This is a genomic window from Flavobacterium sp. N502536 (assembly GCF_025947345.1).
Taxonomy (GTDB): Bacteria; Bacteroidota; Bacteroidia; order Flavobacteriales; family Flavobacteriaceae; genus Flavobacterium.
Genome location: NZ_CP110011.1, coordinates 3,957,191 through 3,982,114, shown reverse-complemented (window position 1 = coordinate 3,982,114; position 24,924 = coordinate 3,957,191). Strand labels below are relative to the sequence as shown.

Below are 24,924 nucleotides of genomic sequence, written 5' to 3'. Positions count from 1 at the left end.
TCAAATGAAATATCGTAAGACGAGTTTATTTTAAGGCAAGCTGATTGTGCTCTGAAAATTTTGACTTGAAATTTTTAGCGTAACTACGACTTACCCTTAAAGTAGTATGTTCTAAAAGTGTAATATCATAATCGCCATTTTGTCGGGACTGGATAGCTGAAATCTTATCTATATTCACAATATGTGATTTATGAATACGGACAAACTGTTTCCCGTCTAATTGGGTTTCTAAAGACCTCAGCGTTTCAGCATGCAAGTACTTTTTTGAAGAATGGTAAATAGTGACGTAAGGTGAGTTTGCTGCAAAATAAAGAATATCCTTTACTTCGAGAAGTTGCTTTTTGTTATTACGATCAGAAATTAAAATAGAGCGGATAAAATTTTGCTCGTTAGTTTGTCCATCAACTTTTTCTTTTAATGGTAAGGACTGACTTTTTCTATTCCATAAAACCACGACCAATAGTGAAACCCCATAAATGATTACTGTTTTTATAAAATAAGCCGATAGGCCAAAATTGAAAGTCTGCCAATAAGAGAAAGTGTGATAGTAGAACACTTTTGAAATAATCCAAACCAAGATAGGATAAGAGAACAAATGAAGTACAATTGCTGCGCTAATTACCAGTAATCTTATCATCAGATTTTCTGATTTCTTTGTCAGCTTTAAAACAGCCGTTAGCAAAGGAAGAAACAATACCCAGTACGAACTGAATAATAAAGATTCCGAAATGTAGAATGCACTATTCTGAAACTGTGTAAACGAATAATCCAATAATACGTTCGTAAAAATAAACAGCAGTATACAAGCAGTAATAATAAGATTTGACTTCTGCTTGCTTTGAAAAATTTGATATGTTACAGACTGAAACATCAAAATATAGTATTTAAGGACCTATTTATACCACTGATGAAAACACAAATTTAGTAAATTAACAACACAACTGATACATTACGAACAACCTATTGGTGGTCTCTAAATAATTAAATTTTACAATTTAACATTCTTTTTCAAGTAGTTACATAGTTGTTTTATAAAAACACCTCATCTAAAACATTATCCGTTCAATGTCTGCTCCAGCTGAGTCTAAGAAATTTTTGAGCCGCGTGTATAGTGGAATGGTCTTTTTGTATATTTTTGGCTTCACCATAAAAGAACAAAAAAACAACTGCACAAAGCCAGGGAACGTTAGCGGCAAATGTAAAAAAGCATTCTGATGAAAAAAATTATACTCAAATTTACAAAATGGACAATTCTAGTTTGTCTCGCAATATTCATCGTTAAAGGATGTATTCCGACCACATTGGATGTGCCTTATATTACACCTCGTGCCACTACCAAATACTGGAATTTATCTACTGGTTCAAAAATTGCATACACACACATTGCAGCCAAAGGGGAGAAAAAACCCTATCCGATTATTTACTTGCACGGTGGTCCCGGAGGATACGTATATACCAAAAATATTGAAACATTAGGAAAACTTTCTGAATCGGGTTATGATGTCTATTTATATGACCAAGTAGGTTGTGGACTTTCAGAAAGACTAGAAAAAGTTAAAGAATACACTGCGGTACGTCATATAAACGACCTTGAAGCAATTATCAAATTATTAGGTGTCGAAAAAGTAATTCTTGTTGGGCAATCTTGGGGCGGAGCATTGGCTGTACTATATTCTGCTGACCATTTAGACAAAATAGACAAAATTGTTTTTACTTGTCCAGGAGCAATTAAACCTGCAAATGAAGCCTTAGAAAAAATTAAAGCACCCGACAGTCTGAATTTAAAAGAACCATACAATCCAAATGCAAAAATACTTCCAATCGTGCTTAATCCGAGGTACGTTTCTATAGGAATTTGGGCAAGATTTTTTGGAAAAAAGCTGGCTACTGATAAAGAAGCTGACGGTTTTTTAACTAATATGGCTACCGTTTTTACGAAAGGCCTTGTTTGCGACTCAACAAATGTATTGAAAGAAGAAGGTGGTGCCGGTAGTTATTGTAATTTAAATACCAGCGTTAGTTATGGTAGTTTAAAAGATCCCCGAATAAAACTGAAAAACAACAAAATTCCTGTTTTGGTAATGAAAGGACAATGCGATAATATTGATTGGGGCTACACGAAAGAATATCTTGACTTGTTTAGTAATAGCAAGTTCAAAATAATTCCAAATGCAGGACATCAGATTTTTGCAGAACAACCGGAATTATATACCAAAACAATCGAAGACTTTTTAACGCAATAACATCTTCTGCTGACAATCGTAGCTGTTGCAGAACTTAAAAACTCCCGGATAATCTGTTGTGGTAAAACAATATTATCCGGGAGTTTTTTTCGAATTTATGCTTTAAAGATGTTGCTATTCCCAAAAAACTCCCTCCCAATAAATCTGAAATTTTGAATCAGGATGAGGAAGTAAAATTCCTCTGTAGAAATCAAAAAAAAATGCGCAACGATCTTTGATCATTGCGCATTACACAACATTAACGCTACACAGCATGCTGTTTTTTTTTAACTTTACAAAAAAATAACTGAAATGAAAATAGTCGTTATTGAAGATGAACATCTCGCTTCAAGCTATCTGAAATCTATATTAGAGCAACAAAGTATAATTCCGATCAGAGAAATTACAGTACTAAAATCTGTAAAGGATGCTGTTGCTTTTTTTACGGCAAATACGGTTGATCTGGCCTTTATGGACATCCATTTAGGTGATGGTAAAAGTCTGGATATTTTTGAGCAGACTCTTGTTTCCTGTCCCGTTATTTTTATTACTGCTTATGACTCTTATGCGGTCAAAGTTTTCAAACATTTTACGATCGATTACCTTCTCAAACCTTATGAAGAAGAGGAATTACTGGAGGCTTTACACAAATACAAAAACATAAAAGAAACGTTTAACAGCAATTCAATTGTTGAATCTCTGGTTGAAATTGAAAACCAAAGTCCTATTCAGCATCATTTTTTGGTGAATCACAGAGACAAACTGATCTCTGTGAATGATACTTCGATTACCTATTTTTTCGCCACCGGAAAACACTTGTTTATCTACACCAATTCTGGCAGCAGCTATTTGTACAACAACAATTTAAAAGACCTCATCGATAAGCTTGATCCGACTCTTTTCTTTAAAATCAATCGAAAGTATAGTGTCAACCGAAACTATATTCAGGAAATAGTTAAACATTCGAGTCAGAAAATTGAAATTCTGCTGAAGGTTGCTGTTCCTGATACAGAGCCTATCATTTTGAGCAAAAAAGAAATCAATAACTTCAAAAACTGGCTCGATTCATAGAAACTTAATTCTATGAACCGAGCCAGTAAAATAGTAGGATTACATAGAGTCCGGCAATCTGTCGGCCTCATTTTTTTTGCGGTTGAAACGATAAATCAAGGTCAGTCTGATATATCTTCCCTGCGCTCTAAATTCCGATTCTAAGTAATACAGCGGTGCACTGACTACCTGTTTTGTTATTTGCGAATTAAAAAGGTTGTTTACGTTTAATGTGACCGACATTTTATCGTTAAGAAAGTCCTTATTCAAACCAATATTGGCGGTGTACTGTGCCTCTGTTAGCGACTGCACTCCCTGATTTTTTCCCCGGTATTTAAAACTAAACTCACCCGAAATAATTTTAGGAAACTTAACAACCGAACGAAAATTAGACAGCCAGGTTTGATCTTCCACATCATACACTACCGTCTCGTAAGTGCCTTGCTGCTTAAATTTGTAATAGTTAAAATCCAAAGACAGTCGCAGCCAGTTTGCCGGGCTGTAGGTAGACGAAACCTCAACTCCGTAACGATCTTCGGTGTCAAGATTTACCGGTGTTGTCACAAAATAGTTCTCAGCCGTACGTTGCAGGATGTATTCAAAGAAATTGGTAGTATGCTGATAATATACTGACGGATTGATGCTGAATTTTCCGAGCTTCGCCAATAGTGTCAATTCAAAAGAATTGGTGAACATTGGATTTAAATCAGGGTTTCCAACGGTAAGGTTACGCAAATCTGAAAGTCCAGAAAATGGATTCAACTGCCAGAATCTCGGACGGTTAATACGCTTACTGTAGCTAAGCTGTAAATCTGTTTTTTCGGTTAGATTGTACACCAAATGTAGGGTTGGAAATAAGTTAATGTAGTTTTTGGTGTTGCTGAATGTATTTTTAGTATCGGCAATTTTTATATCCGATAGTTCTGTTCGTAAGCCTACCAGATAATTGAACTTTTTAATTTTGCTTCCAAACTGAACATAAGCACTGTACAGGTTTTCATCATACTTAAGTTTATTGGTAAACTGATCCTGCGGCACCTCATCAAGAAGGGTATAATAATCGCTTCTTAATGCCCGTAAATCGCTTCTGATTCCCATCTCAATTTTAGAATTTTCACCTATCGGGTTTACAAAATCCGATTTTATAAAAATATCATTACTGCTTTCAATATCTCTTGTGTACAAATTAGAAACCTTCGGTTCGTAAGGCAATGTTTTCTGCTGATCGATGTATTGGTTTTCATCATCATTCCAAAAATCATACTGTAAACTGGTTGTCCATTTTTTATCCTTTTTGTCGAATGTTTTTACATAATTTAATTCCAGAGCATTGTAATTTTTAGGTTCCTTATAATTTTCAAATCTGTTGATAATACTGTCAGTTGTCTGCGCTGCATTGGCATAACGATAGGTATAAGCCGTTTTGTAATTATTGTTGTTTCTATCGTGGTAATAACTTCCCGTCAGCGTATTTTTAGCATTAATATAATAATCACCGCCTACATAAATATTGTAAATGCTGTTGTTGCGCTTGTTATCGTCGTATTGATTCAGCGTGGTCACTACATTGTTGTTTGTATTCTGCTGAAACTGTCTGTTCGACGCAAAAACATCAAAATAACGGTATCCTATATTCGAAAACAGATTGACCTTTTCGGTTTTGTAGCTCACATTGGCATTCAGATTATGATTCGCCGGATTCCCTACCCCAACCTGCAAAGAGCCATTAAAACCCTGCATACTGTTTTTCTTCAGTACAATGTTGATGATCCCCGCACTCCCCTGTGCTTCATAAGCCGCTGACGGATTTGTGATGACTTCGATCTTTTCAATATTTGCGGCCGAAATTTGAGACAATCCATTATTTGCCGTTAGCATGGATGGTTTTCCATTAATTAAAACCGTAACGCCATTATTGCCTCTAAGGCTTACAACACCTGCAATATCAACATTTACCGAAGGAACATTATTCAGGATATCGTTGGCCGATCCGCCTTTTGAAAGAATGTCTTTTCCCACATTGAATACCTTTTTATCCAGTTTTAATTCGACAGCTGATTTTTCGGCTACCACATTTACTTCATTAAGCTGATTGAATTCTTCTTCCAGCAAAACGTCATTTAAAACAAGGTCTTTCTGAAGTGAAAAAGCAGGTACAACCAACGGTTTATACGACATCAGTTCAATTCGTAACTGGTAACTTCCTGCAGGGCTTTTAAAAACATAAACTCCATTTTCGTCAGAAGAGACTGTTCTCTTATCCTGATTGGAAGATTGCAGTGTTACAGTAACGTAAGGCAGGGATTGTTTGGTTTTTGAATCCACTACCTTTCCTTTAAGTGTGAATTCATTGGTCTGTGTCATTCCTTCAAAGCCTAGAAAAAGGATGATGAGTAAGAAGAGCTGTTTCATTTTTGGTTGCGTTTATAATTTTCACCAAAACTCCTCTTTAATTACTTGCAAAAATGACCCGCATGACATACAGTTCTTTGAGACCGACAAACAATCTAATTGACATTACAGACTGTGTTTATCGTCATTTTTTACCCGTTAATGTCTTTTTTGGGCCTATTTGTCGACAGCCGGTTTCTCTTTCCAAATAAATACTAACTTTGATCCACTATGTCACCATTCGAGAAACTCATCAACTATACTTCAGCCCATCGGGTCACAGCTCATGTCCTTTTCTGGACTTGTGTTTATATCATGTTTATCAGCAAGAATACTTTTCGTGACCCCATTAATTATATCCACTACGAAATGCTGGAAACGGCATTCTACCTGTCCTTTTCAATGCTTGCAGCTTATTTTATTTCCTATCGGATTTTGCCGCGTTTGATGAAGGGAAAAAAGCATACTATGGTATGGATCGAGTTTATTGTGGGCAGTTATCTTATCTCGGCTTTCTCCCGAACTATGGTGATCTACATGCTCGAACCTATTATTAGAACACCTCCTTTTGAGCAGGAATCTCTTTTTGAAATCATGACCGATCTGCCAAAGTTGTTTCAGTCTTATTTCTTGCATACGTTCTCTCTTTCGCTATTTTTTGTCTTTATAAAACTGATAAAAGATCAGTATGTCGTTCAGAAAAAAGCATTACTGCTGGAAAAACAAAAAGCCGAAACGGAGTTAAAGATTCTGAAAGCTCAATTAAATCCTCATTTTTTATTTAATACGCTAAACAATATTTATTCGCTTTCGCTGATTAATTCTCCTATTACCTCACAATCCATTGCCGTTTTGTCTGAGATATTAGATTGCATTTTGTATCGCTGTAGCGGAACGTATGTGCCCATTTCCCAAGAGGTCACCTTGCTTAACAATTATATTGCACTTGAAAAGTTGAGATACGATGAAAGGCTTAGCGTGATTTTTACCACCGATATCGATCATAATGGTGTTATTGCGCCCTTAATTTTACTTTCGTTAGTCGAAAATGCCTTTAAACATGGCGCCGGCGAAGACACCGGGAACTCTCCGATCATTGCAATTGATTTAAAAGTTGAAAACAATCGTTTTAGCTTTACCGTGAAAAACACGATTGGAAAAAGTGAAACTGAATCTGAAAACGGTAAGATCGGCCTGAACAATATCGTTCAGCAACTGGACAAAATTTACCCGGAAAATTATACTTTTAAGGTTACAAAGAGTGATACGCATTTTACGGCTCATTTAGAAGTTAACCTGCAAAACGATCACAACTAAGCGAAGAAAGATGAAGATACGATGTTTATTAGTCGATGATGAGCCTTTGGCCATAAACCTGCTGCAAAACCACATCAGTAAGTTGGATTATTTTGAGATTGTAGGCACTTGCCCAAACGCTTTAAAAGCCGCCGAAGTATTAAGAACAACGACTGTTGATCTTATGTTTTTAGACATTAAAATGCCACAGATAACCGGGATTGATTTTTTGAAAACACTAAAAAATCCCCCTTCCATTATTTTCACAACAGCCTATCGCGAATATGCGCTGGAGAGTTATGAACTTGATATTATAGATTATTTACTCAAACCCATCACTTTTGATCGTTTTTTTAAAGCCACCGATCGTTATTTACGCATCAGTGGCCCTACTAACAATAAGATTATAACTCCGCCTCTGGAGAATTTTATTTACATCAGAAACGGATCTAAGTTTCATAAAATAAATACGGATAGTGTTTTATTTATAGAAAGCGTGAAAGATTACATTGTGGTTCATCAAAAAGAAGGGGTAAAACTGACCGCAAAATACAAGATTGGTGATATCGAAATGGAACTTCAGGGAAAAGATTTTCTTCGGGTACACCGCTCTTATATTATTAATTTAAAAAACATTACTGCCTTTACCGCCTATGATGTTGAAATTGGAACTATCGAAATCCCAATTGGAGCAAGCTATAAAGAATATGTTTTTAAAATATTGAAAAACTCCTAGTGGCTCACCATCTAATTAGCTTTAAAATTTGATGGCAATCTTACCAATCGTTTTCCCCGATTCTAAAAGCTCATGTGCTTTTTTGAAGTTCCCTACGGTTAAACCATTAAGCGTTAGATTGAGTGTCGATTTTAGAATTCCTTTATCTAAGAGATCAGCCAATTTATTCAGAATAATGTGTTGTTCCTGCATATCATCGGTTTCAAACATAGATCGTGTGTACATCAGTTCCCAGGAGAAAGAAGCACTTTTATTTTTGAGTTTGTTCAACGCAACCGGATCACTGCTTCCGGTAATAGAAGCAATATGACCTTGGGGTTTAATTAATTCCACCATGATATCCCAATAGGAATTAGTGTCTACAAAATCTAAAATAAAATCGACCTGTTGAAATCCGGCTTCCTGAACCGAAGCAATGAGGTTTTTGTGATCGACCACGAAGTCGGCACCCTGCTCTTTACACCAGGCGATAGTTTCGGGACGCGATGCTGTTGCAATAACGGTCAAACCCGCAATTTTCTTGGCCAGTTGAATGGCGATCGAACCTACTCCTCCTGCACCTCCAATGATTAAAATTGATTTGCCTTTGTCTTTCTCCGGATTGATTCGAATACGGTCAAAAAGAATTTCCCAGGCCGTTAAACCAGTCAGCGGCATCACAGCCGATTCTTCAATGCTTAAGGATTTTGGTTTTCTGCCCACAATTCGTTCGTCAATACTTTGGTATTCGGCATTGCTGCCTGGTTTGGTAATGTCTCCGGCATAAAAAACTTCATCACCTACCTTAAACAAAGTCACCTTCTCACCTACTGCCTCTACAATACCCACAGCATCCCAGCCTATAATTTTCGGGTTTTCTAAAACGGTATCTTTTGCACTATTCTGACGAATTTTAAAATCAACCGGATTAACGGATACTGCACTAATTTTAACTACTAAATCACGCGCTCCCGGAACTGGTTTTGGAGTTTCAAATGTTATAAAACTCTCTTCTTCAGCAATTGGCAACGATGTTTTAAATCCTATGGCTTTCATCTTTATACTTTTTAAGTTGTATGAATACTACAAAGATAAACGCAGTTCCAATTTTACAAACGGTATATTTTTATGATAAACTGGTATATTTTTGTCAAAATTCAACATCACTTTCTAATTCTCAAATACAAAAAAAGCTGATCCTAAAACCAGCTTCTTACTTTTACTCTTTAAAATTTAGCTGCAAATTCTTTTGCAAAATCTTCCAGTTTAATTCGTCCCTCAACAGCACTATAATCGCTTAAGAAATGTGCTGCGATTTTACCGTTTCTAAAACCTGATCCCATTTCGGTATACAATTCGGCAATTTCTTCCGGTAGTCCCGCTTGTTTCATTCCGTCAAGAGATTGCGCATCGGTAAATTCTACCCATGGCAAATCCGGTTTTCCAATGGCTGATCCTAAAGTTTTGGCTACCTCATTTGGAGTTCGTACATCACTAACAATATAACGGATGTTCTTTCCCGCTATCGTTTTTAGTAATTCTTCTGACACCGCTGCGGCAATATCTTCAGGATGTACAAAAGGAATTGTACGGTTAGAAGGGTAATTTGATCCGATAATACCCGCTCCCTTAATCATTGGAACATCATGGTACAAATTGGTATAGAAAAAACCGGCACGAAGATACGTAACCGATACCTTATCTAATGCCTCATACAATTTCTCGATGTTATGAAGCCCTGCAATTGGACCATTCCCCCCAGGTAAATCTGCACCAATACTGCTCAGCATTACAACACGTTTTACTCCGGCAGCAGTTATGGCTTTTGCAAGTGCTTTACCCGCATCAGTAGTATTGGCAATGATATTAACGCCTCCCATATTAGGCGGAGTCATTGCAAATACAGCATCAGCTCCTTCGAATGTACTTTGTAAAAAAACGGCATCACTAACAGAGCCTATTGCTGCTTTGGCACCTATTGCTTCAATCGCTTTTATCCGGTCTGAACTGCTGCTGATTACTGTTACCTCATGTCCTGAGGCAATAAGTTTTTCGGTCAATGGTTTACCTATGTTTCCTAATGATCCTGAAATTGTAATTTTCATCTCTGTTTATTTTTTTATGTTCTGTAACAAAGGTATATTTGTACTTACTTTTATACAAGTACTTACCCTAAAGTATGCACTATGACCGCAATCAAAGAATCATCAACTATTCAGGAAAACAAGCAATATGCTTTAGACAAATGCCCTGTAACTTATGTAATGGAAAAAATTGGAGGCTATTGGAAACCCATTATCATTTACCATCTTTCAGGCGGAAGCAAGCGTTACAGCGAACTAAAAAGGGCCATCCCAGCAGTTACTGAAAAGATGCTGATACAACATTTAAAACAGCTCGAAGCCGACCAACTTGTCATTAGAGAAGCCAAACCGGTTGTACCTCCTTTTGTGACTTATAGCTTAAGTGCTTCGGGAAAGGGATTAATGCCGGTTATCGAAGCTATGGCAACATGGGCCTTTAAAGATAAGGAAGATGGCTTTAAGAACTCTTAAAGTAGTCCGGTCTAAAAAATAATCATCCAAAGTAGCCCAACATCTTGTTATCTTTACATAAAAAGATCGAGATGAAAAAAATAGGTACAGCACAGGCAGGTTTCGTTTTAAGAATTGTTTTGGGAATTACGATGCTCTCTGCCGTTGCCGACCGTTTTGGTCTTTGGGGCGCACCAGGCGCTCCCGGAGTTGCATGGGGAAACTGGGACAATTTTATTCTTTACACCCAAACTTTAAATTCCTTTGCCAGTAAATCCTTAGCAGAAGTTTTAGGAGCTTTGGCTACTTTTTTCGAGATTGTGTTTGGTTTGTTTTTAATCCTAGGATTTAAAACCCGTCAAGTTGCTTTAGGAACTTCCGCTTTAATGTTGCTTTTTGCCCTTTCAATGGCAGTTTCGGTTTCGGTAAAAGCTCCTTTTGATTACTCGGTTCTAACAAGTGCTGCAGCTGCTTTACTGCTTTCGACCTTAGACAGAACTTATCTTGCTTTAGACAATCAGTCAAAATAAGATTTTTAAAATCCTTACACCCAAAAAAATCCGCAGGGCCATCTACTGCTTTTTTGTATTCTTCAACCTACAAAACACCTAAGTGCCAGGTTTTCAAACACCTGACTGCTTCGCGTGCAAATTTTATAAGGCACTTTGAAAATTTTATAACATTTCTTAAATCTAAATTCTCAATTTGAACGTATGTAAGGGAATACGATACTCCGGAGGAATTAAGCTCAAATGGAAATGGTTTTTGGGGCATATTGAGCTTAAAATCTTCCGGATTATCGTTTGTGTTAATAATTTTAAACGAAGGAAGAGATTGGAAAAATTAATGGTTCAGAGATTAAAAAAGAGTTTAGATTATCTCAAAAGCAAACAACGGGAGTTAAAGAAACTGAATGAGGAGGATACCCGGACTCTAGAATCCATCATCAAATACTTAAAAAAAGACATGATCGATCAGTATAAATTAAACGAATACGATTTATACATCAAGCAAGATGTCAAAAACACAGAGACTTTTATCAGCAGTGTCCAAAAAATAATAGACGACAACCTGTAAGTACCTCTTTTTTAGCGTTTCATTCTTAAACTCTGGTTTTTATCCTATAATCAACCAGTTAAGTCCATTTTTGTGTTTTTTTTCACCCTTTAAATTTTAGAATTAAGCTATTTTAGTTTTTAATTATGAAATAAAACATTTTCCCTCCCAATATCAATTCGTAAATTAGCGGTAACAAAATTGATTCGAATGACAGTACTTACGTTTACCCTGATTATGATTCTTGGTGCTTTTTTAGCAGGTTTTATTGGTTCATTATCAGGTTTAGGTGGCGGGATTATCATAATTCCACTTTTAACAGTCATTCTTGGTGTCGACATTCATTATGCAATTGGCGCTGCACTGGTTTCGGTAATTGCCACTTCCTCAGGTTCTGCCGCCGCTTATGTCAGAGAGGGAATCACCAACATGCGACTGGGTATCTTTCTCGAAATTGCTACCACAATTGGTGCCGTTTGCGGAGCCTTACTTTCAACCATCGCCCCTACTTCTTTTATTGCCGTTTTATTCGGACTTACTTTAATTTTCTCGGCTATCAATTCTCTTCGAAAAAAAGAAGAACATATCGTTTTAGAATCCAGTCCTCTGGCTAAAAAGTTGAGGTTAGAAGGTACTTATCCTTCGCATCACGGTGAAATAATTCGTTACGGAACCAAAAATGTCGTAGGTGGTTTTGGTATGATGGGAATTGCCGGAATGATGTCGGGTTTATTAGGAATAGGTTCTGGTGCTTTTAAAGTCATTGCCATGGACAATATTATGAGAATTCCGTTTAAAGTTTCTACCACAACCAGTAATTTTATGATGGGCGTTACGGCAATGGCGAGTTCTGTTATTTATATTCAAAAAGGATACATTGAACCCGGAATTTGTATGCCCGTAGTAATTGGTGTGCTGTTTGGTGCGATGGCGGGTGCCAAAGTTTTGGTTAAAACGAATCCTAAAAAGCTACGTATCTTTTTTGCCTGTCTGATCTTTGTACTTGCGGTAAATATGATCTATAACGGAATTAATGGAAAAATCTAAGACTATGCAACACGAAAAATTTGGAGAAAAGGATTTTCAAACCATTATTGGAAACTTATTGCGTTATGGCGTTTGGATTTCCTTATCAGTCGCTTTTATTGGCGGAATTGTTTATTTGATGGCGCATAGCACAGACATTGAAGATTACTCGGTCTTTCATGAAAATGACCGCAATATTTTTGAAGTCGTTTCAGCAATTTATCAGGGCGTAATTCAGGGAAATGGTGAATCGTTGATCTTTTTTGGGATCATCCTGCTTTTTCTAACCCCGGTTTTACGTGTTTTACTGTCACTATTTTCTTTTTTACTGGAAAAGGATTATCTGTATGTAGGGATCACCTTAATTGTTATTGTGATTATTCTGATTAGTGTTTCCTTTGGTTTTTCTCATTGATTATAAGCTGTAAGCCTTAAGCTATAGGCTATAGGCTTTTTGAAAAAACATATAACTTAATAACAATCAAACCCGACAGGTTTTAAAAAACTGTCGGGTTTACTAGGCGATAATACTCTAATAACCGTAACCGCGATAAGCATTGAGCTGTAGGCTTTCTGGAAAAGCATATTGTTTAAGGCTTAAAGCCTAATGCTAAAAAAAATGGAAATAGGAATTGACAGTTTCGCTTCGGCGATGTACGGAGACCACAATACCTTAAGCAGTGTTGATGCAATGGAACAATTACTCCAAAGAATCGAGCTGGCAGATCAGGCCGGACTTGACGTTTTTGGAATTGGTGAACACCATAAAAAAGAGTTTTTAGATTCGGCTACCGCCGTAATTTTAAGTGCTGCCGCAGCACGAACAAAACGCATTCGATTGTCAAGTGCGGTTTCAGTTTTAAGTGCTGCCGACCCGGTAAGAGTCTATCAAAGTTTTGCAACTCTTGACTTAATTTCAAAAGGAAGAGCTGAAATTGTAGTAGGCCGCGGTTCTTCAATCGAAGCTTACCCTCTTTTCGGATTTAATCTGAATGACTATGACGCGCTTTTTAAAGAAAAATTAGAACTCTTACTTCAAATCAGAGACAATGAATTTGTGACCTGGTCGGGGAAATTTCGTCCCGCTTTGAACAATCTTCCGGTTTATCCGAGGGCTATACAGGAAAAACTACCCGTCTGGTTAGGCGTTGGCGGAACACCCGAGTCTTTTGTAAGAGCCGGATCCTTAGGTTTGCCTTTAATGGTAGCCGTTATCGGAGGTCAGACACATCGTTTCCGTCCGCTAGTAGACTTGTATCGTGAAGCAGGAAAAGCAGCTGGTTACCAGCCCGAAGAACTTCAGGTAGGTTTACATTCACCAGGATTTACAGCAAGCACTACCGCAAAAGCCATCGAAGAATATTATCCCGGTTATGCTGAACTTTGGACAAAATTAGGATTAGAACGCGGCTGGCCACCGGTTACCAGAGCCAAATTTGACGGTTTAATTGACGATCTGGGTGTTTTGGTTGTAGGCGATCCTGAACGCATTGCCGATAAACTCTTGCGCCACAGCGAATCACTTGGCGGAATTTCAAGATTTACATTTCAAATGGATAATGCAGGCCTTACCCATACACAACTAATGAATGCGATAGAACTTATTGGTACAAAGGTCATTCCGCTTGTTCAAAAAGGATAGTTTTTTACCACGGATTATAAAGATTAAAAGGATTTTCTATTTCTCAATAACAAACAAACCCGACAGGTTTTTAAAACCTGTCGGGTTTAGTATAGGACACTTACTGGTACAAAGGTCATTCCGCTCATTCAAAAAGGATAGTTTTTTACCACGGATTATAAAGATTAAAAGGATTTTCTATTTCTCAATAACAAACAAACCCGACAGGTTTTTAAAACCTGTCGGGTTTAGTATAGAATACTTACTGGTACAAAAGTTATTCCGCTCGTTCAAAAAGGGTAGTTTTTTACCACGGATTATAAAGATTAAAGGGCATCTTATTTCAATAACAAACAAACCCGACAGGTTTTAAAAATCTGTCGGGTTTACTTTTAAATAACCCTCAGAACCCTAGCACCTCAGTGCCTCAGAACCTAAAGAGATTAGAACTTATACGTTACCCCAACTCTAAAGTTTCTTGGAGCTTCTGTTTGCCAGTAGTAAGCTGAAAGCCACTCATAATAAGATCCACTATATAGGTATTTGTCCAGAATATTAAACACGTTGGCTGTAATTTTAAATTTACCTGTTTCATAAGATAAACCTCCATCCAGTTTAAAATAATTTGGTAATCTTACATTTCCTACACTCCAGCTGTCCGTTTGACGGTCTGCAAGATAAGTACCTCCAATTGAAGCCCCTAATCCTTTAAGTTTACCACTTTGAATACTGTAATTCAACCATGCATTTGCACTATGTTTAGCAAATCCCGGTACAACAGAACCAACGCCTATAGATGTAACAACAGAACTCGTTACAACCGATTCTGTAAAGGCATAATTAGCAATAAGATTAAGTCCGTCAAATAATTTTCCTCTAACGTCAAATTCAATACCTTGTGCTCTTTTTTCTCCCAAAACAACTTTATAGATGTCGTTTGGTCCGTTAGTTGGATCAGCAGTAAGTTCGTTTTGTTTTACAATACGGTATGCCGCTAATGTAGAACTCCATGATCCGTCAAACCAATCTTTTTTAACTCCAAATTCTAAATTATTTCCTGTAAGCGGTTTTACCTTATCTCCATTTTTAATAATTCCGGCTTGTGGTAAAAAAGCCTGATCGTATAATCCGTAAACGGCCAGATTATCTGTTACCGAATAACTAACTCCTATACGTGGGGTAATATGACTGTCTTCCTCAACTGTTCCCCAACTGTTTTGGCTAATCCAGGTATATCTTGCTGCAAGAGTCAATCTTAATTTGTTTTCAAAAAAACCAAGTTCGTCCTGAATATAACCTGCTGCGTACTCAGTAGTCTGCTTACCACCGGCTCTCACAGAAAGTGGTTTAGTACGATCGAAAGCTGGAAGGCCATTAGAAGGTGTTCCATAATTTGGATTGTAAACATTAAACGGATTAGCAGCCGTATCAAGATCATGAGATTGTCCCCAATCTGCCATATAATCTTTATTGCCTAAATCTACACCACCTAATACTTTATGAGTTACTTGTCCGGTATTGAACTTTCCGTTTACAAATATCTGACCTAAATACATATTACTTTCGGCATCCCAGATCCCTACATTTCTGATAATGTTCCCTTTCCCAAGAGCGTTCTCACTTGAACCAATCATACTCGGCCATGAACTGTATCCTTTCTGAAGGTATTTGAAATAAGACGTTTGTGCGGTTAATTTCCAATTGTCATCAAACTTATGCTCAAACATAAGGTATCCACTATGATCCTGAATATTGGTATCAGGCAAACCTGGTTGTGTCATTGTAAATCCAACCGGTAAAGTTCCATATCCATCTGATTTAGGTCCGAAAACATAATAAGAACCTACTTCAGTCATGTTGGCATACTGAAAATTGTATTCAGCGGTAATTTTTGTTTTGTCATCAACCTGATACGTAATTACCGGAGCAATTACATAACGGTCATTGTGCTCAAATGCACGGTGTGAACCTCTCTTTTGTGCCGCCGCATTAAAACGATACAATAACTTTCCTTTTTTATCCAGTTTTCCGTCAAGATCAATACTGGCTCTGTAAAAATCATAGCTTCCCGCCATTACACTAGCTTCTCCTTTTGTAATTCCGGTTGGTTTTTTCGTTACTACATTGTACAATCCACTTGGATCACCACTTGAAATCATGAAACCTGCAGGTCCTTTTACAAACTCGATATGATCCACAAAACTCATGTCTTCGGTAAGCGGTCCCCAAGAAGAAGAAACTACGTTAAACCCATTTCGGAACGCCTGAACCTGAGAACCACGCATTTTTATGTTCGTGTACAAATCTCCCCAATGTTCTGAACGTACCGCACCACTCACGTTTCTGATCACACCGTCACTCATACTCACAATCTGCTGATCTTTTAACGCCTGACCACTCACAATCTGAATGTTCTGCGGAATTTCAAGCACAGGAGTTTGAAGACGTAAAGATAAAGAAGGCTTGTCCTGCTTGTATTTGTTCTTCGTAATCACAACTTCATCCAGATCTTCCTGACTCTCGGAAAGCATAAAGTTCTTAATTGTCGTTTGCTTAGCGGCAACTGTAATTCTGTCTTCAACCTGACGAATTCCTACTGCACTAATGCTAATGGTATAGCTGGCTGGCTTAACATTTTTAATTTCGTACTGCCCGTGTTCGTTTGTAATGGCACTATATTTTGTTCCTTTCAGTGCAACAGAAACATTTTCTGCCGGCACATTTCCCGTTAAGGAAACCTTTCCTGTTATTTTTCCCAGTCCCTGCCCCATCATCATTAATGAGTTCAGGAAAATCAGAGAAAATAAAACTTTTTTTATACTCATGATATTCACTATTATTATTTGGTTTTGAATTCGCTGGCAAAAGTAATCGCTAAAACTCTGTTTTGCAAATTATTTTTAATCATTCTAAATAAATACAATCCAAAAAACAAATAATTCAGCACTAAACTCAAAAAGCGAAATATTTTGTACACCAAATCATTCAATAACAAATAACTCTGCTTACCTTTAAGCTGAAAAAAAACTAAAAACACCTTCTCAGATATGAATCATACGAACACAATCAAAAAAGTAGCTATTGTTGGATACAACCGTATTCCGTTTGCAAGAGCTAATACGGCTTATGCCGAAGTTGGAAACCAGCAAATGATGACTGCTGCTCTTGATGGTCTTGTACACAAATACAATTTGAAAGGGAAACTATTAGGCGAAGTCGCCGGAGGTGCTGTAATCAAACATACCTACGATAATAATCTGATGAGAGAATGTGTTTTAAAAACGGCACTTGATCCCGCGACACCCGCCTGCGACTTGCAGCAAGCCTGTGATACCGGAATTGAAAGTGCTATTTATATCGCCAACAAAATAGCCTTAGGTCAAATAGAATGTGGAATTGCCGGAGGCGTTGATTCTATTAGCGATATTCCGATGGCAGTAAGCGACAAGCTTAGAAAGATCCTGCTCAACGCCAGAAATGCAAAATCACTGGGTGAAAAAATAAAGCAATTTTTAAAAATTCGCCCCAAAGATTTAGCACCACTTGTTCCCCGAAATGAAGAGGTTCAAACCGGACTTTCGATGGGCGGACATACCGAAATCACAGCCAAACATTATAAAATTTCCCGTGAAGACCAGGACAATCTCGCGCTTAAAAGTCATCTCAATATGGCAAAAGCCTACGACGAAGGTTTTTTTGATGATATGATAACACCATTCAACGGACTTTATAAAGACAATAATCTGCGAAAAGACAGTACACTTGAAAAGCTCGCCAAGCTAAAACCGGCCTTCGACAAAACCAACGGAACCCTTACCGCAGGAAACTCAACACCACTAACTGATGGTGCATCCTGCATATTTTTGGCCAGTGAAGAATGGGCCAAAGAACAAGGACTTCCTATTTTGGCCTACATCACTTTTGCAGAAATTGCCGCCATCGAATACGTCAAAAATCAACAAAACCTTTTGTTGGCTCCTCTGTTTGCGGTCAGCAATATGCTCGACAAAGCTGGTTTAACTTTACAGGATTTTGATTATTATGAAATTCACGAAGCTTTTGCTGCGCAGGTTTTAGCCACTTTAAAAATCTGGGAAAGCCCCGAACTAAGCACACAAATTGGACTTTCTAAAACTCTCGGTGCCATTGACCGCGAAAAACTAAACGTGAAAGGAAGCAGTCTAGCAGCTGCACACCCCTTTGCTGCCACAGGAGGCCGTATCATTGGTGTGATGGCCAAATTATTGAATGAAAAAGGATCCGGACGCGGACTAATTTCCATTTGTGCCGCCGGAGGACAAGGCGTTACCATGATTATCGAAAAGTAAAAAAAGACAAACCGGACAGCCTTTAAAAACTTGTCCGGTTTACTACTCACGAAAATGTTCAACTATCGCAATTTATTTTCCGTTTAAAAAGCAAACTCTTCAACATCGGTTAAAGCTTTTGGTAGTGCATTCTCAGCAAAATCAGGAATTGAAGTTCCTTCTACACGAAAAGTCGTTACATCGGTAATTCCCAGAAACCCTAAAACAACACGTAAATATGGTTCTGCAAAATCGTAACTTTTATAAGGGCCTTCCGAAAATACAGCTCCCGACGCAACAGACAAAAATACTTTTTTACCAGTTACTAAACCTTTTGGTCCATTTTCATCATAACTAAAGGTTCTGCCGGCTCTGGCCACCTGATCAATCCAACCTTTTAATAAAGCGGGAATTCCAAAATTATAAATCGGAACCCCGATCACAATAATATCAGCTTCCAACAAATCGCTTACAGCATCATCAGAAAGTTTAATCGCTTGGGATTGACTATCAGAATAGGCATCTGCTGGAGTATAAAACGCGCTAAGCTGTAATTCATCAAGATAAGGCAATGGTGTTTTAGAAAGATCAAAGGTTTGTACCGTACTTTGCGGATATTCTTTTACAAGCTTTTCCAGAACGGCATTCGATAATTTATTGCTAAAAGAAGCATCTCCTTTGATGCTTGTTACTATATTCAGAATCTTTTTACTCATGTTTATTATACTTTTGTTTTACAATACAAACTTATCTACATTTGCTATACCTTTTATAGTACTATCCTCAAGGATAGCGCTATCCTTGAGGATAGTAACAGCATAAATATGAAAACAAAGAAGGAACTAAACAACGAAATGTGCTCTGCATCAGAGGAATGCCTGGCTGCGTTATTGCCCGTCAGAGATGCTCTGGAAGTTTTAAGCGGCAGATGGAAATTGCCTATTTTGATTGCATTATCGAACCGACCTAAACGATTCAAAGAAATTTCAAAGGACATCAACGGAATTACAGATAAAATGCTTTCAAAAGAGCTTAAAGATCTCGAGATAAACAAACTGGTAACCCGAACCGTTTATGACACTTTTCCACCAACGGTTGAATATGCCAGAACAGAGCACAGCCACACTTTATATAATGTTATTGGGGCATTACACGAATGGGGATCCTTACACCGAAACAAAATCATTGGACATTTAGATGAGGATACAAAAAGCAATTAACAATTCGACAAACCCGACAGGTTTTTAAAAAATGTCGGGTTTACGGATTGAAATAAAAATAAAAAAGTAAAACTGTAACATTAGCCCAAAAAAAGTCTCTATAGTATAAAAGCCGTTAAAAATTAACCCAAACACTTTTATATGAGAACTCTAAAACTTGCCACTTTACTCCTTTTCAACCTCTTTTTGTTTTCAAAAACAAGCGCTCAGTCCATCCAAAATGACAGTATAAAACTGGATTATACCAAAATCTACTCTCTCGCTTTAGATGGGAATCCAAAATCGGCCCTGCCACTACTCGAGCTTAATCCGACCAAAAAAATAGCGGAAAAAGATTTGAAATTCAAAACCAACTTCGAAAGCCGCTTTAAGTTTGAAGAAGACAAAAGCGATTTCCTCGAAACCAGAAAATCAAAAATAGATGAGCTGCTCAAAATTTACAGAGATTACTGGCGTTTCTCTTTCTTAAACAAGGAAAAGAAAACAGATTCACTGATTATCAAAAACGTTTCTAATTTTCTTAAAACGAATTTTCCTGCTGCCAAAAACTTACCCCTCAATGAAGACAGCATCAATGTATACCAAAAAAAATACATCGCCAGTTTAGGCTATCATACCACAGGATTTGGAAAAACCGGAGGTTTATATGATTTACTGGTTTGGAAAACAGAAAAAGACACCATTTATAAAGTCAATTATGACGGAAAAGAAACCCCAATCAAGATCTTTTTTATGGATGATTTTGTAACGCTGGGCTGGAGCGAATACGCCACTTTGGGACGTTACTATCCTGCAGGCTGGGCCACTAAGGAAGCTTTGTTTTGTGTCAAAAAGGCTTATGACCTAAAATCGGAAAATTTCAGAGTGAGCTACATTGGTCACGAAGGCAGACACTTTGCCGATTATAAGTTGTTTCCGAAATTAAAAGGGATTGGTTCTGCCGATTTGGAATACAGGGGAAAATTAACCGAGTTGTCTCTTTACTCCGAAGAAGGCCTAATGAAACGAATACAGTTTTTTATCAATACCGGAAACTACGATAGCGATAACGGCCATTCAATAGCGGCTTACTGTGTGATACGAGATCTATCCAGAGTATTCTTCAAAAACGACTTCGAAAAAGACATCAATAAATGGAAAGCAATTCCGGCAACTAAAATAAATGAAGCCGCAGCCAAACTTCTGGTTGAAAATACAAAGGCTTTGGAGAAAATTCCAAATGTCGAAAAACTCATCAAATAGTACTTACAGAAGATATGAAAAACATTTAACACATAGAAACATAGATTTTAGGCGTAATAAAGAGTGTTGAAAAGAAATACATTTCTTTCACAGCGATTATGCGCTGTGTTCAAATAATACAGCGCTATGCGGTTTATTTTGAGTGAAATGCCTTTTACACGCATTTTGAGCTATGTTTCTATGTGTTAAAAAATAATTACAGCTAATGGATCAATCTAATAGCTGTAATTTATCTATTAATTCTTATTTTGAATTACAATAAACAGCTCAAATAATAGCGTTTTCTTTACAAAAAACCATTTTTTTATAGTAAATTAGGCCTTCTTAAAATTTAAGTCACTTTATAGACTTGGTGTATAAATTCATTTTAAACTAAAATAGAAATGATTGACTCAAAAATACCCGAAGGACCACTAGCCGATAAATGGAATAACTACAAAGCAAAAGCAAAACTCGTAAACCCTGCCAACAGAAAAAAATTAAACGTTATTGTGGTAGGAACCGGTCTTGCAGGTGCTTCCTGTGCTGCCTCTCTGGCCGAACAAGGTTACAACATACAGTCGTTTTGCTTTCAGGATTCTGCCCGTCGTGCCCATTCTGTTGCGGCACAGGGAGGTGTAAATGCCGCCAAAAACTATAAAAATGATGGCGACAGTACCTTCAGAATGTTTTATGACACTATCAAAGGCGGTGATTTCAGATCCCGCGAAGCCAATGTCTACCGTTTGGCCGAATGCTCTGCACATTTAATTGATCATGCTGTAGCACAAGGCGTTCCTTTTGCCAGAGAATATGCAGGTTACCTAAACAACCGCTCTTTTGGTGGCGTTCAGGTTTCAAGAACCTTTTACGCTCGCGGACAAACCGGACAGCAGCTTTTACTAGGGGCTTATCAGGGATTATTGCGTCAGGTTTCCTTAGGAAAAGTAACAACACATACCCGTCATGAGATGCTGGAATTAGTAGTTATTGACGGAAAAGCCAAAGGTATTATTGCCCGAAATCTCGAAACAGGAGCTTTAGAGCGTCATGTTGCCGATGCTGTTGTGCTGGCTTCCGGAGGCTACGGAAAAGTATATTATCTTTCTACACTGGCGATGGGCTGTAATAGTTCTGCCATTTGGAGAGCCCATAAAAAAGGCGCTTATATGGCGGGAGTAAGCTGGATTCAGTTTCATCCTACCTCGCTTCCACAACACGGAGCCAATCAGTCTAAACTCACCTTAATGTCCGAATCTTTGCGGAACGACGGGCGAATCTGGGTTCCTAAAAAAGCGGAAGACGAGCGAAATCCCAATACAATTCCCGAAGAAGAACGCGATTATTATCTGGAACGTCGTTATCCTTCTTTTGGAAATCTTGCACCCCGTGATATTTCCTCCCGGGCCGCAAAAGAGCGAATTGATGCCGGACATGGTGTTGGGCCCATGAAAAATGCCATCTATCTGGACTTCTCAGATGCTATAAAAGCACAGGGAAAAGATAAAATTGAAGCCAAATACAGCAATCTTTTTGCCATGTATGAAAAAATTACCGGAATCAACGCTTACAAAGAACCCATGCTAATCTCCCCAGCTGCACACTTTACGATGGGCGGACTTTGGGTAGATTATGAATTAATGACCAGTATCCCCGGATTATTTGCTTTGGGAGAAGCCAATTTTGCCGATCACGGTGCAAACCGACTGGGAGCTAATTCCTTGCTTCAGGCTTGTGTAGACGGCTACTTTATAGCTCCTTACACCATTCCTAATTATTTGGCAGGAGAATTAAACGCACCAAAAGCAACAATCAGCCATCCGGCATTTGACGAAGCCGAAAAAACCGTACGGGTACAGCTGGATCGTTTTTTAAACAGCAAAGGCACACTATCTGCCGATTACTTTCATAAAAAAATTGGACGATTGCTCTATGAAAAATGTGGTCTTTCCAGAAGCAAAGAAAAACTCGAAGAAGCCCTTGAGGATATCAAAGCCTTAAAAGCTTCGTTTGAAAAGGACTTATTGATTACAGGAGACGATACTTTAAACAGTGAACTCGAAAAAGCCGGCCGAATTGCCGATTACATTGAGTTGGCCGAACTAATGTGTTACGATGCTTTACAAAGAGAAGAGTCCTGCGGCGCCCACTTTCGGGAAGAATTTCAAACTGCCGATGGTGAAGCCGTTCGAAATGATACCGATTTCTGTTATGTTTCGGCCTGGGAATGGAAAGGAGCAGCAAAACCGCCGGAATTGCACAAAGAACCTCTTGTATTTGAATCGGTTGAACTTGCCGTAAGAAGTTATAAATAATCAAAAGTTAAAGCAATATGAAACTATATCTTAAAATATGGCGACAGTCTGATACTTCTGCTAAAGGGAAAATGGTAGATTATGAAATCGATGAAGTTTCAGAACATATGTCATTTCTGGAAATGCTTGATCTTTTAAATGAATCCTTAATTCAGAAAAAAGAACGTGTGATTGAATTTGATCACGATTGCCGCGAAGGAATTTGCGGACAATGTGGTGTTATGATTGATGGAAGAGCGCACGGGCCCTTAAAAAATACCACAACCTGCCAGCTCCATATGAGAAGTTTTAAAGATGGAGATACCATTTATATCGAACCTTTTCGGGCAAAAGCTTTTCCCGTACTGAGAGATTTAAAAATCGATCGTTCTGCATTTGATGCCATAATTGAATCTGGTGGTTTTATTGGAGTCTCCACCGGTCAGGCGCCTGAAGCTAATACGATTCCGATATCCTACGAAACTGCCGAAGCCTCTTTTGATGCCGCAGCTTGTATTGGTTGCGGTGCCTGCGTAGCCACTTGCAAGAATGCCAGCGCGGCTTTGTTTACAGGAGCCAAAATCACGCACCTGGCTTTATTACCACAAGGACAAGTCGAAGCTTCAAAAAGGGTACTGACCATGGTCAACCAAATGGATGCCGAAGGTTTTGGAAACTGCTCAGATACCAGAGCCTGTGAAATCGAATGTCCGCAAGGTATTTCGATTCTCTCCATCGCAAAAATGAATGCCGAATATACCAAAGCTTTAATTTTTAAAAAATAGAACAAGGAATGAATTAAACACATAGAAACATGGAATTTCAAACTCGGAAATACCATTTCACAGGTTTACAAACTATGCTAAGGAAATGTATTTCTTTTTCGAAGCCTTTTTGCCCCTACAATGTCTGTGTTTCTATGTGTTATTAAAAAACAAACCCGACCTATAAATTTAAACCCGACAGGTTTCAAAAACCTGTCGGGTTTGTTATATAAAGTATCAAACTGCAAAATAAGGCGTTAAAATGTCTTCAAAATTATACAGCCCTTTAGGTTTGTTTTCTAAATTTTCGGCAACAAAAACAACTCCGTTTCCAAATGCCTCCCTCGAAATTGATTCATGAATTAAACGAACCGTCTGATAAGGGAATCCAAATATGACCTCGTGTTTACCGACTATTCCTCCTGCCCTGACCGAATTGATATTGCCTTTATCCACATCCAATGCTTCTGCAATTTTGACCGCGGTTCCCGAAGTGCCTTCTTTCTTTTTAAAATGTTCTTCGTTTACCTCAATATCCACCCAGGGAGCAATTTTCTTTAAAAATTTAGCCGCAAAAAGCAGGTAATTGACACCAAGTGTAATGTTTGGCGACCAAAATACCGTTGTTTTATGAGCCAGTTTCTTTAATAACTGCAATTCCTTCTCTTTGTAATGAGAAATTGCCGAGATAATCTTGACCTTTCGCTTTGCGGCAATTTCGCCATACGTATAAATACCTTCGCTGGAAGAAAAATCAATAATTATATCAACCGGATGTTTGTCCAGTAATTCTTCCATTGTCGTTTTAGAACGCGAGTAAATTAACCCCGGTTCTTTTGAAGGAATACCAAAAAATTCCGAAACTGATCTGTGTTCTAAAACGGTACTTTGTCTTAAAACCCATTCCAGGCAAAATTGATTGTTTTCCAGTAGTACAGAGGCTACTGATTTTCCTGTTTTTCCGAATCCTATTAACCCTATTTTCATAATTTACTTTTTTAGTGAGCAGAACGCCCGTTTATAAAATTGACACTTTTTTGAAGTTTGTGTCAAATCAAAAATTCAATTATTATCTAAGTTGATAATTATCCTCTTCTAGTAAAAATAGAGATTATATAACAAGATCACTAGCCATGACCTACATAAGTAACAATAAATAAACACATTAACAGGAATAATACTATGTAAATTTGTATTTTTGAAGATG

General features: G+C 37.8%; 22 protein-coding genes. 15 read left to right on the top strand and 7 right to left on the bottom strand.

Annotated elements, in window-relative coordinates:
* Positions 1-25: 25 nt before the first annotated feature.
* Entirely contained in the window at positions 26-871 is an 846-nt protein-coding gene (locus OLM61_RS16810) for a LytR/AlgR family response regulator transcription factor (RefSeq protein ID WP_264523759.1), read from the bottom strand.
* 343 nt (positions 872-1,214) lie between these two features.
* Between OLM61_RS16810 and OLM61_RS16805 the strand changes: the two genes are divergently transcribed.
* Complete coding sequence (locus OLM61_RS16805) at positions 1,215-2,243, top strand: alpha/beta hydrolase (protein ID WP_264523758.1); 1,029 nt, start codon at positions 1,215-1,217, stop codon at positions 2,241-2,243.
* 291 nt (positions 2,244-2,534) lie between these two features.
* A complete protein-coding gene (locus OLM61_RS16800; RefSeq protein WP_264523757.1) occupies positions 2,535-3,293 on the top strand; it encodes a LytR/AlgR family response regulator transcription factor in 759 nt (252 codons plus the stop codon).
* Between the two features lie 39 nt (positions 3,294-3,332).
* Here the strand turns inward: OLM61_RS16800 and OLM61_RS16795 are convergent, their stop codons facing one another.
* Entirely contained in the window at positions 3,333-5,684 is a 2,352-nt protein-coding gene (locus OLM61_RS16795) for an outer membrane beta-barrel family protein (protein ID WP_264523756.1), read from the bottom strand.
* Positions 5,685-5,894: 210 nt separating this feature from the next.
* Here OLM61_RS16795 and OLM61_RS16790 point away from each other — a divergent pair, with 210 nt between their 5' ends.
* Positions 5,895-6,980 carry a sensor histidine kinase gene (locus OLM61_RS16790; protein WP_264523755.1) on the top strand — a complete coding sequence of 362 codons (1,086 nt, stop codon included), beginning with the start codon at positions 5,895-5,897 and terminating at the stop codon, positions 6,978-6,980.
* Between the two features lie 10 nt (positions 6,981-6,990).
* A complete protein-coding gene (locus OLM61_RS16785) occupies positions 6,991-7,695 on the top strand; it encodes a LytR/AlgR family response regulator transcription factor (RefSeq protein WP_173964212.1) in 705 nt (234 codons plus the stop codon).
* 21 nt (positions 7,696-7,716) lie between these two features.
* Here the strand turns inward: OLM61_RS16785 and OLM61_RS16780 are convergent, their stop codons facing one another.
* Together OLM61_RS16780 and OLM61_RS16775 are read right to left on the bottom strand one after the other, a co-directional pair.
* Positions 7,717-8,730, bottom strand: coding sequence for a zinc-binding alcohol dehydrogenase family protein (locus tag OLM61_RS16780; protein WP_264523754.1), 1,014 nt, complete (start codon positions 8,728-8,730; stop codon positions 7,717-7,719).
* A gap of 170 nt (positions 8,731-8,900) precedes the next feature.
* Positions 8,901-9,779 carry an NAD(P)H-binding protein gene (locus OLM61_RS16775; protein ID WP_264523753.1) on the bottom strand — a complete coding sequence of 293 codons (879 nt, stop codon included), beginning with the start codon at positions 9,777-9,779 and terminating at the stop codon, positions 8,901-8,903.
* Positions 9,780-9,860: 81 nt separating this feature from the next.
* Here OLM61_RS16775 and OLM61_RS16770 point away from each other — a divergent pair, with 81 nt between their 5' ends.
* The 6 genes from OLM61_RS16770 (at position 9,861) to OLM61_RS16745 (ending at position 13,932) form a co-directional block, all read left to right on the top strand.
* Entirely contained in the window at positions 9,861-10,229 is a 369-nt protein-coding gene (locus OLM61_RS16770) for a winged helix-turn-helix transcriptional regulator (RefSeq protein ID WP_264523752.1), read from the top strand.
* 71 nt (positions 10,230-10,300) lie between these two features.
* Complete coding sequence (locus OLM61_RS16765; RefSeq protein ID WP_264523751.1) at positions 10,301-10,738, top strand: DoxX family protein; 438 nt, start codon at positions 10,301-10,303, stop codon at positions 10,736-10,738.
* A gap of 304 nt (positions 10,739-11,042) precedes the next feature.
* Positions 11,043-11,285, top strand: coding sequence for a hypothetical protein (locus OLM61_RS16760; RefSeq protein ID WP_173964217.1), 243 nt, complete (start codon positions 11,043-11,045; stop codon positions 11,283-11,285).
* A gap of 189 nt (positions 11,286-11,474) precedes the next feature.
* Positions 11,475-12,311, top strand: coding sequence for a sulfite exporter TauE/SafE family protein (locus OLM61_RS16755; RefSeq protein ID WP_173964218.1), 837 nt, complete (start codon positions 11,475-11,477; stop codon positions 12,309-12,311).
* Between the two features lie 4 nt (positions 12,312-12,315).
* Positions 12,316-12,705, top strand: coding sequence for a DUF1634 domain-containing protein (locus OLM61_RS16750; RefSeq protein WP_264523750.1), 390 nt, complete (start codon positions 12,316-12,318; stop codon positions 12,703-12,705).
* 204 nt (positions 12,706-12,909) lie between these two features.
* Entirely contained in the window at positions 12,910-13,932 is a 1,023-nt protein-coding gene (locus tag OLM61_RS16745) for an LLM class flavin-dependent oxidoreductase (RefSeq protein ID WP_264523749.1), read from the top strand.
* Positions 13,933-14,354: 422 nt separating this feature from the next.
* Here the strand turns inward: OLM61_RS16745 and OLM61_RS16740 are convergent, their stop codons facing one another.
* Complete coding sequence (locus OLM61_RS16740; RefSeq protein WP_264523748.1) at positions 14,355-16,736, bottom strand: TonB-dependent receptor; 2,382 nt, start codon at positions 16,734-16,736, stop codon at positions 14,355-14,357.
* Between the two features lie 222 nt (positions 16,737-16,958).
* Between OLM61_RS16740 and OLM61_RS16735 the strand changes: the two genes are divergently transcribed.
* Positions 16,959-18,239: an acetyl-CoA C-acetyltransferase gene (locus OLM61_RS16735; RefSeq protein ID WP_264523747.1), complete on the top strand. Its 1,281-nt coding sequence runs from the start codon at positions 16,959-16,961 to the stop codon at positions 18,237-18,239.
* An 83-nt stretch (positions 18,240-18,322) separates the two neighbouring features.
* Here the strand turns inward: OLM61_RS16735 and OLM61_RS16730 are convergent, their stop codons facing one another.
* Positions 18,323-18,934: an FMN-dependent NADH-azoreductase gene (locus OLM61_RS16730; protein WP_264523746.1), complete on the bottom strand. Its 612-nt coding sequence runs from the start codon at positions 18,932-18,934 to the stop codon at positions 18,323-18,325.
* Between the two features lie 108 nt (positions 18,935-19,042).
* On the opposite strand from OLM61_RS16730, the gene OLM61_RS16725 reads away from it, so the two are divergent.
* The 4 genes from OLM61_RS16725 (at position 19,043) to OLM61_RS16710 (ending at position 23,738) form a co-directional block, all read left to right on the top strand.
* On the top strand, positions 19,043-19,438 hold the full coding sequence (locus OLM61_RS16725; RefSeq protein WP_264523745.1) for a winged helix-turn-helix transcriptional regulator: 396 nt from the start codon (positions 19,043-19,045) through the stop codon (positions 19,436-19,438).
* Between the two features lie 141 nt (positions 19,439-19,579).
* A complete protein-coding gene (locus tag OLM61_RS16720; RefSeq protein ID WP_264523744.1) occupies positions 19,580-20,680 on the top strand; it encodes a hypothetical protein in 1,101 nt (366 codons plus the stop codon).
* A gap of 383 nt (positions 20,681-21,063) precedes the next feature.
* Entirely contained in the window at positions 21,064-22,974 is a 1,911-nt protein-coding gene (locus tag OLM61_RS16715; protein WP_264523743.1) for a fumarate reductase/succinate dehydrogenase flavoprotein subunit, read from the top strand.
* A 17-nt stretch (positions 22,975-22,991) separates the two neighbouring features.
* On the top strand, positions 22,992-23,738 hold the full coding sequence (locus OLM61_RS16710) for a succinate dehydrogenase/fumarate reductase iron-sulfur subunit (protein ID WP_264523742.1): 747 nt from the start codon (positions 22,992-22,994) through the stop codon (positions 23,736-23,738).
* Positions 23,739-23,954: 216 nt separating this feature from the next.
* Here OLM61_RS16710 and OLM61_RS16705 read toward each other — a convergent pair whose 3' ends face one another.
* Positions 23,955-24,704 (bottom strand): 4-hydroxy-tetrahydrodipicolinate reductase, encoded by a 750-nt coding sequence (locus OLM61_RS16705; RefSeq protein WP_264523741.1) that lies wholly within the window; start codon positions 24,702-24,704, stop codon positions 23,955-23,957.
* Positions 24,705-24,924 lie beyond the last annotated feature (220 nt).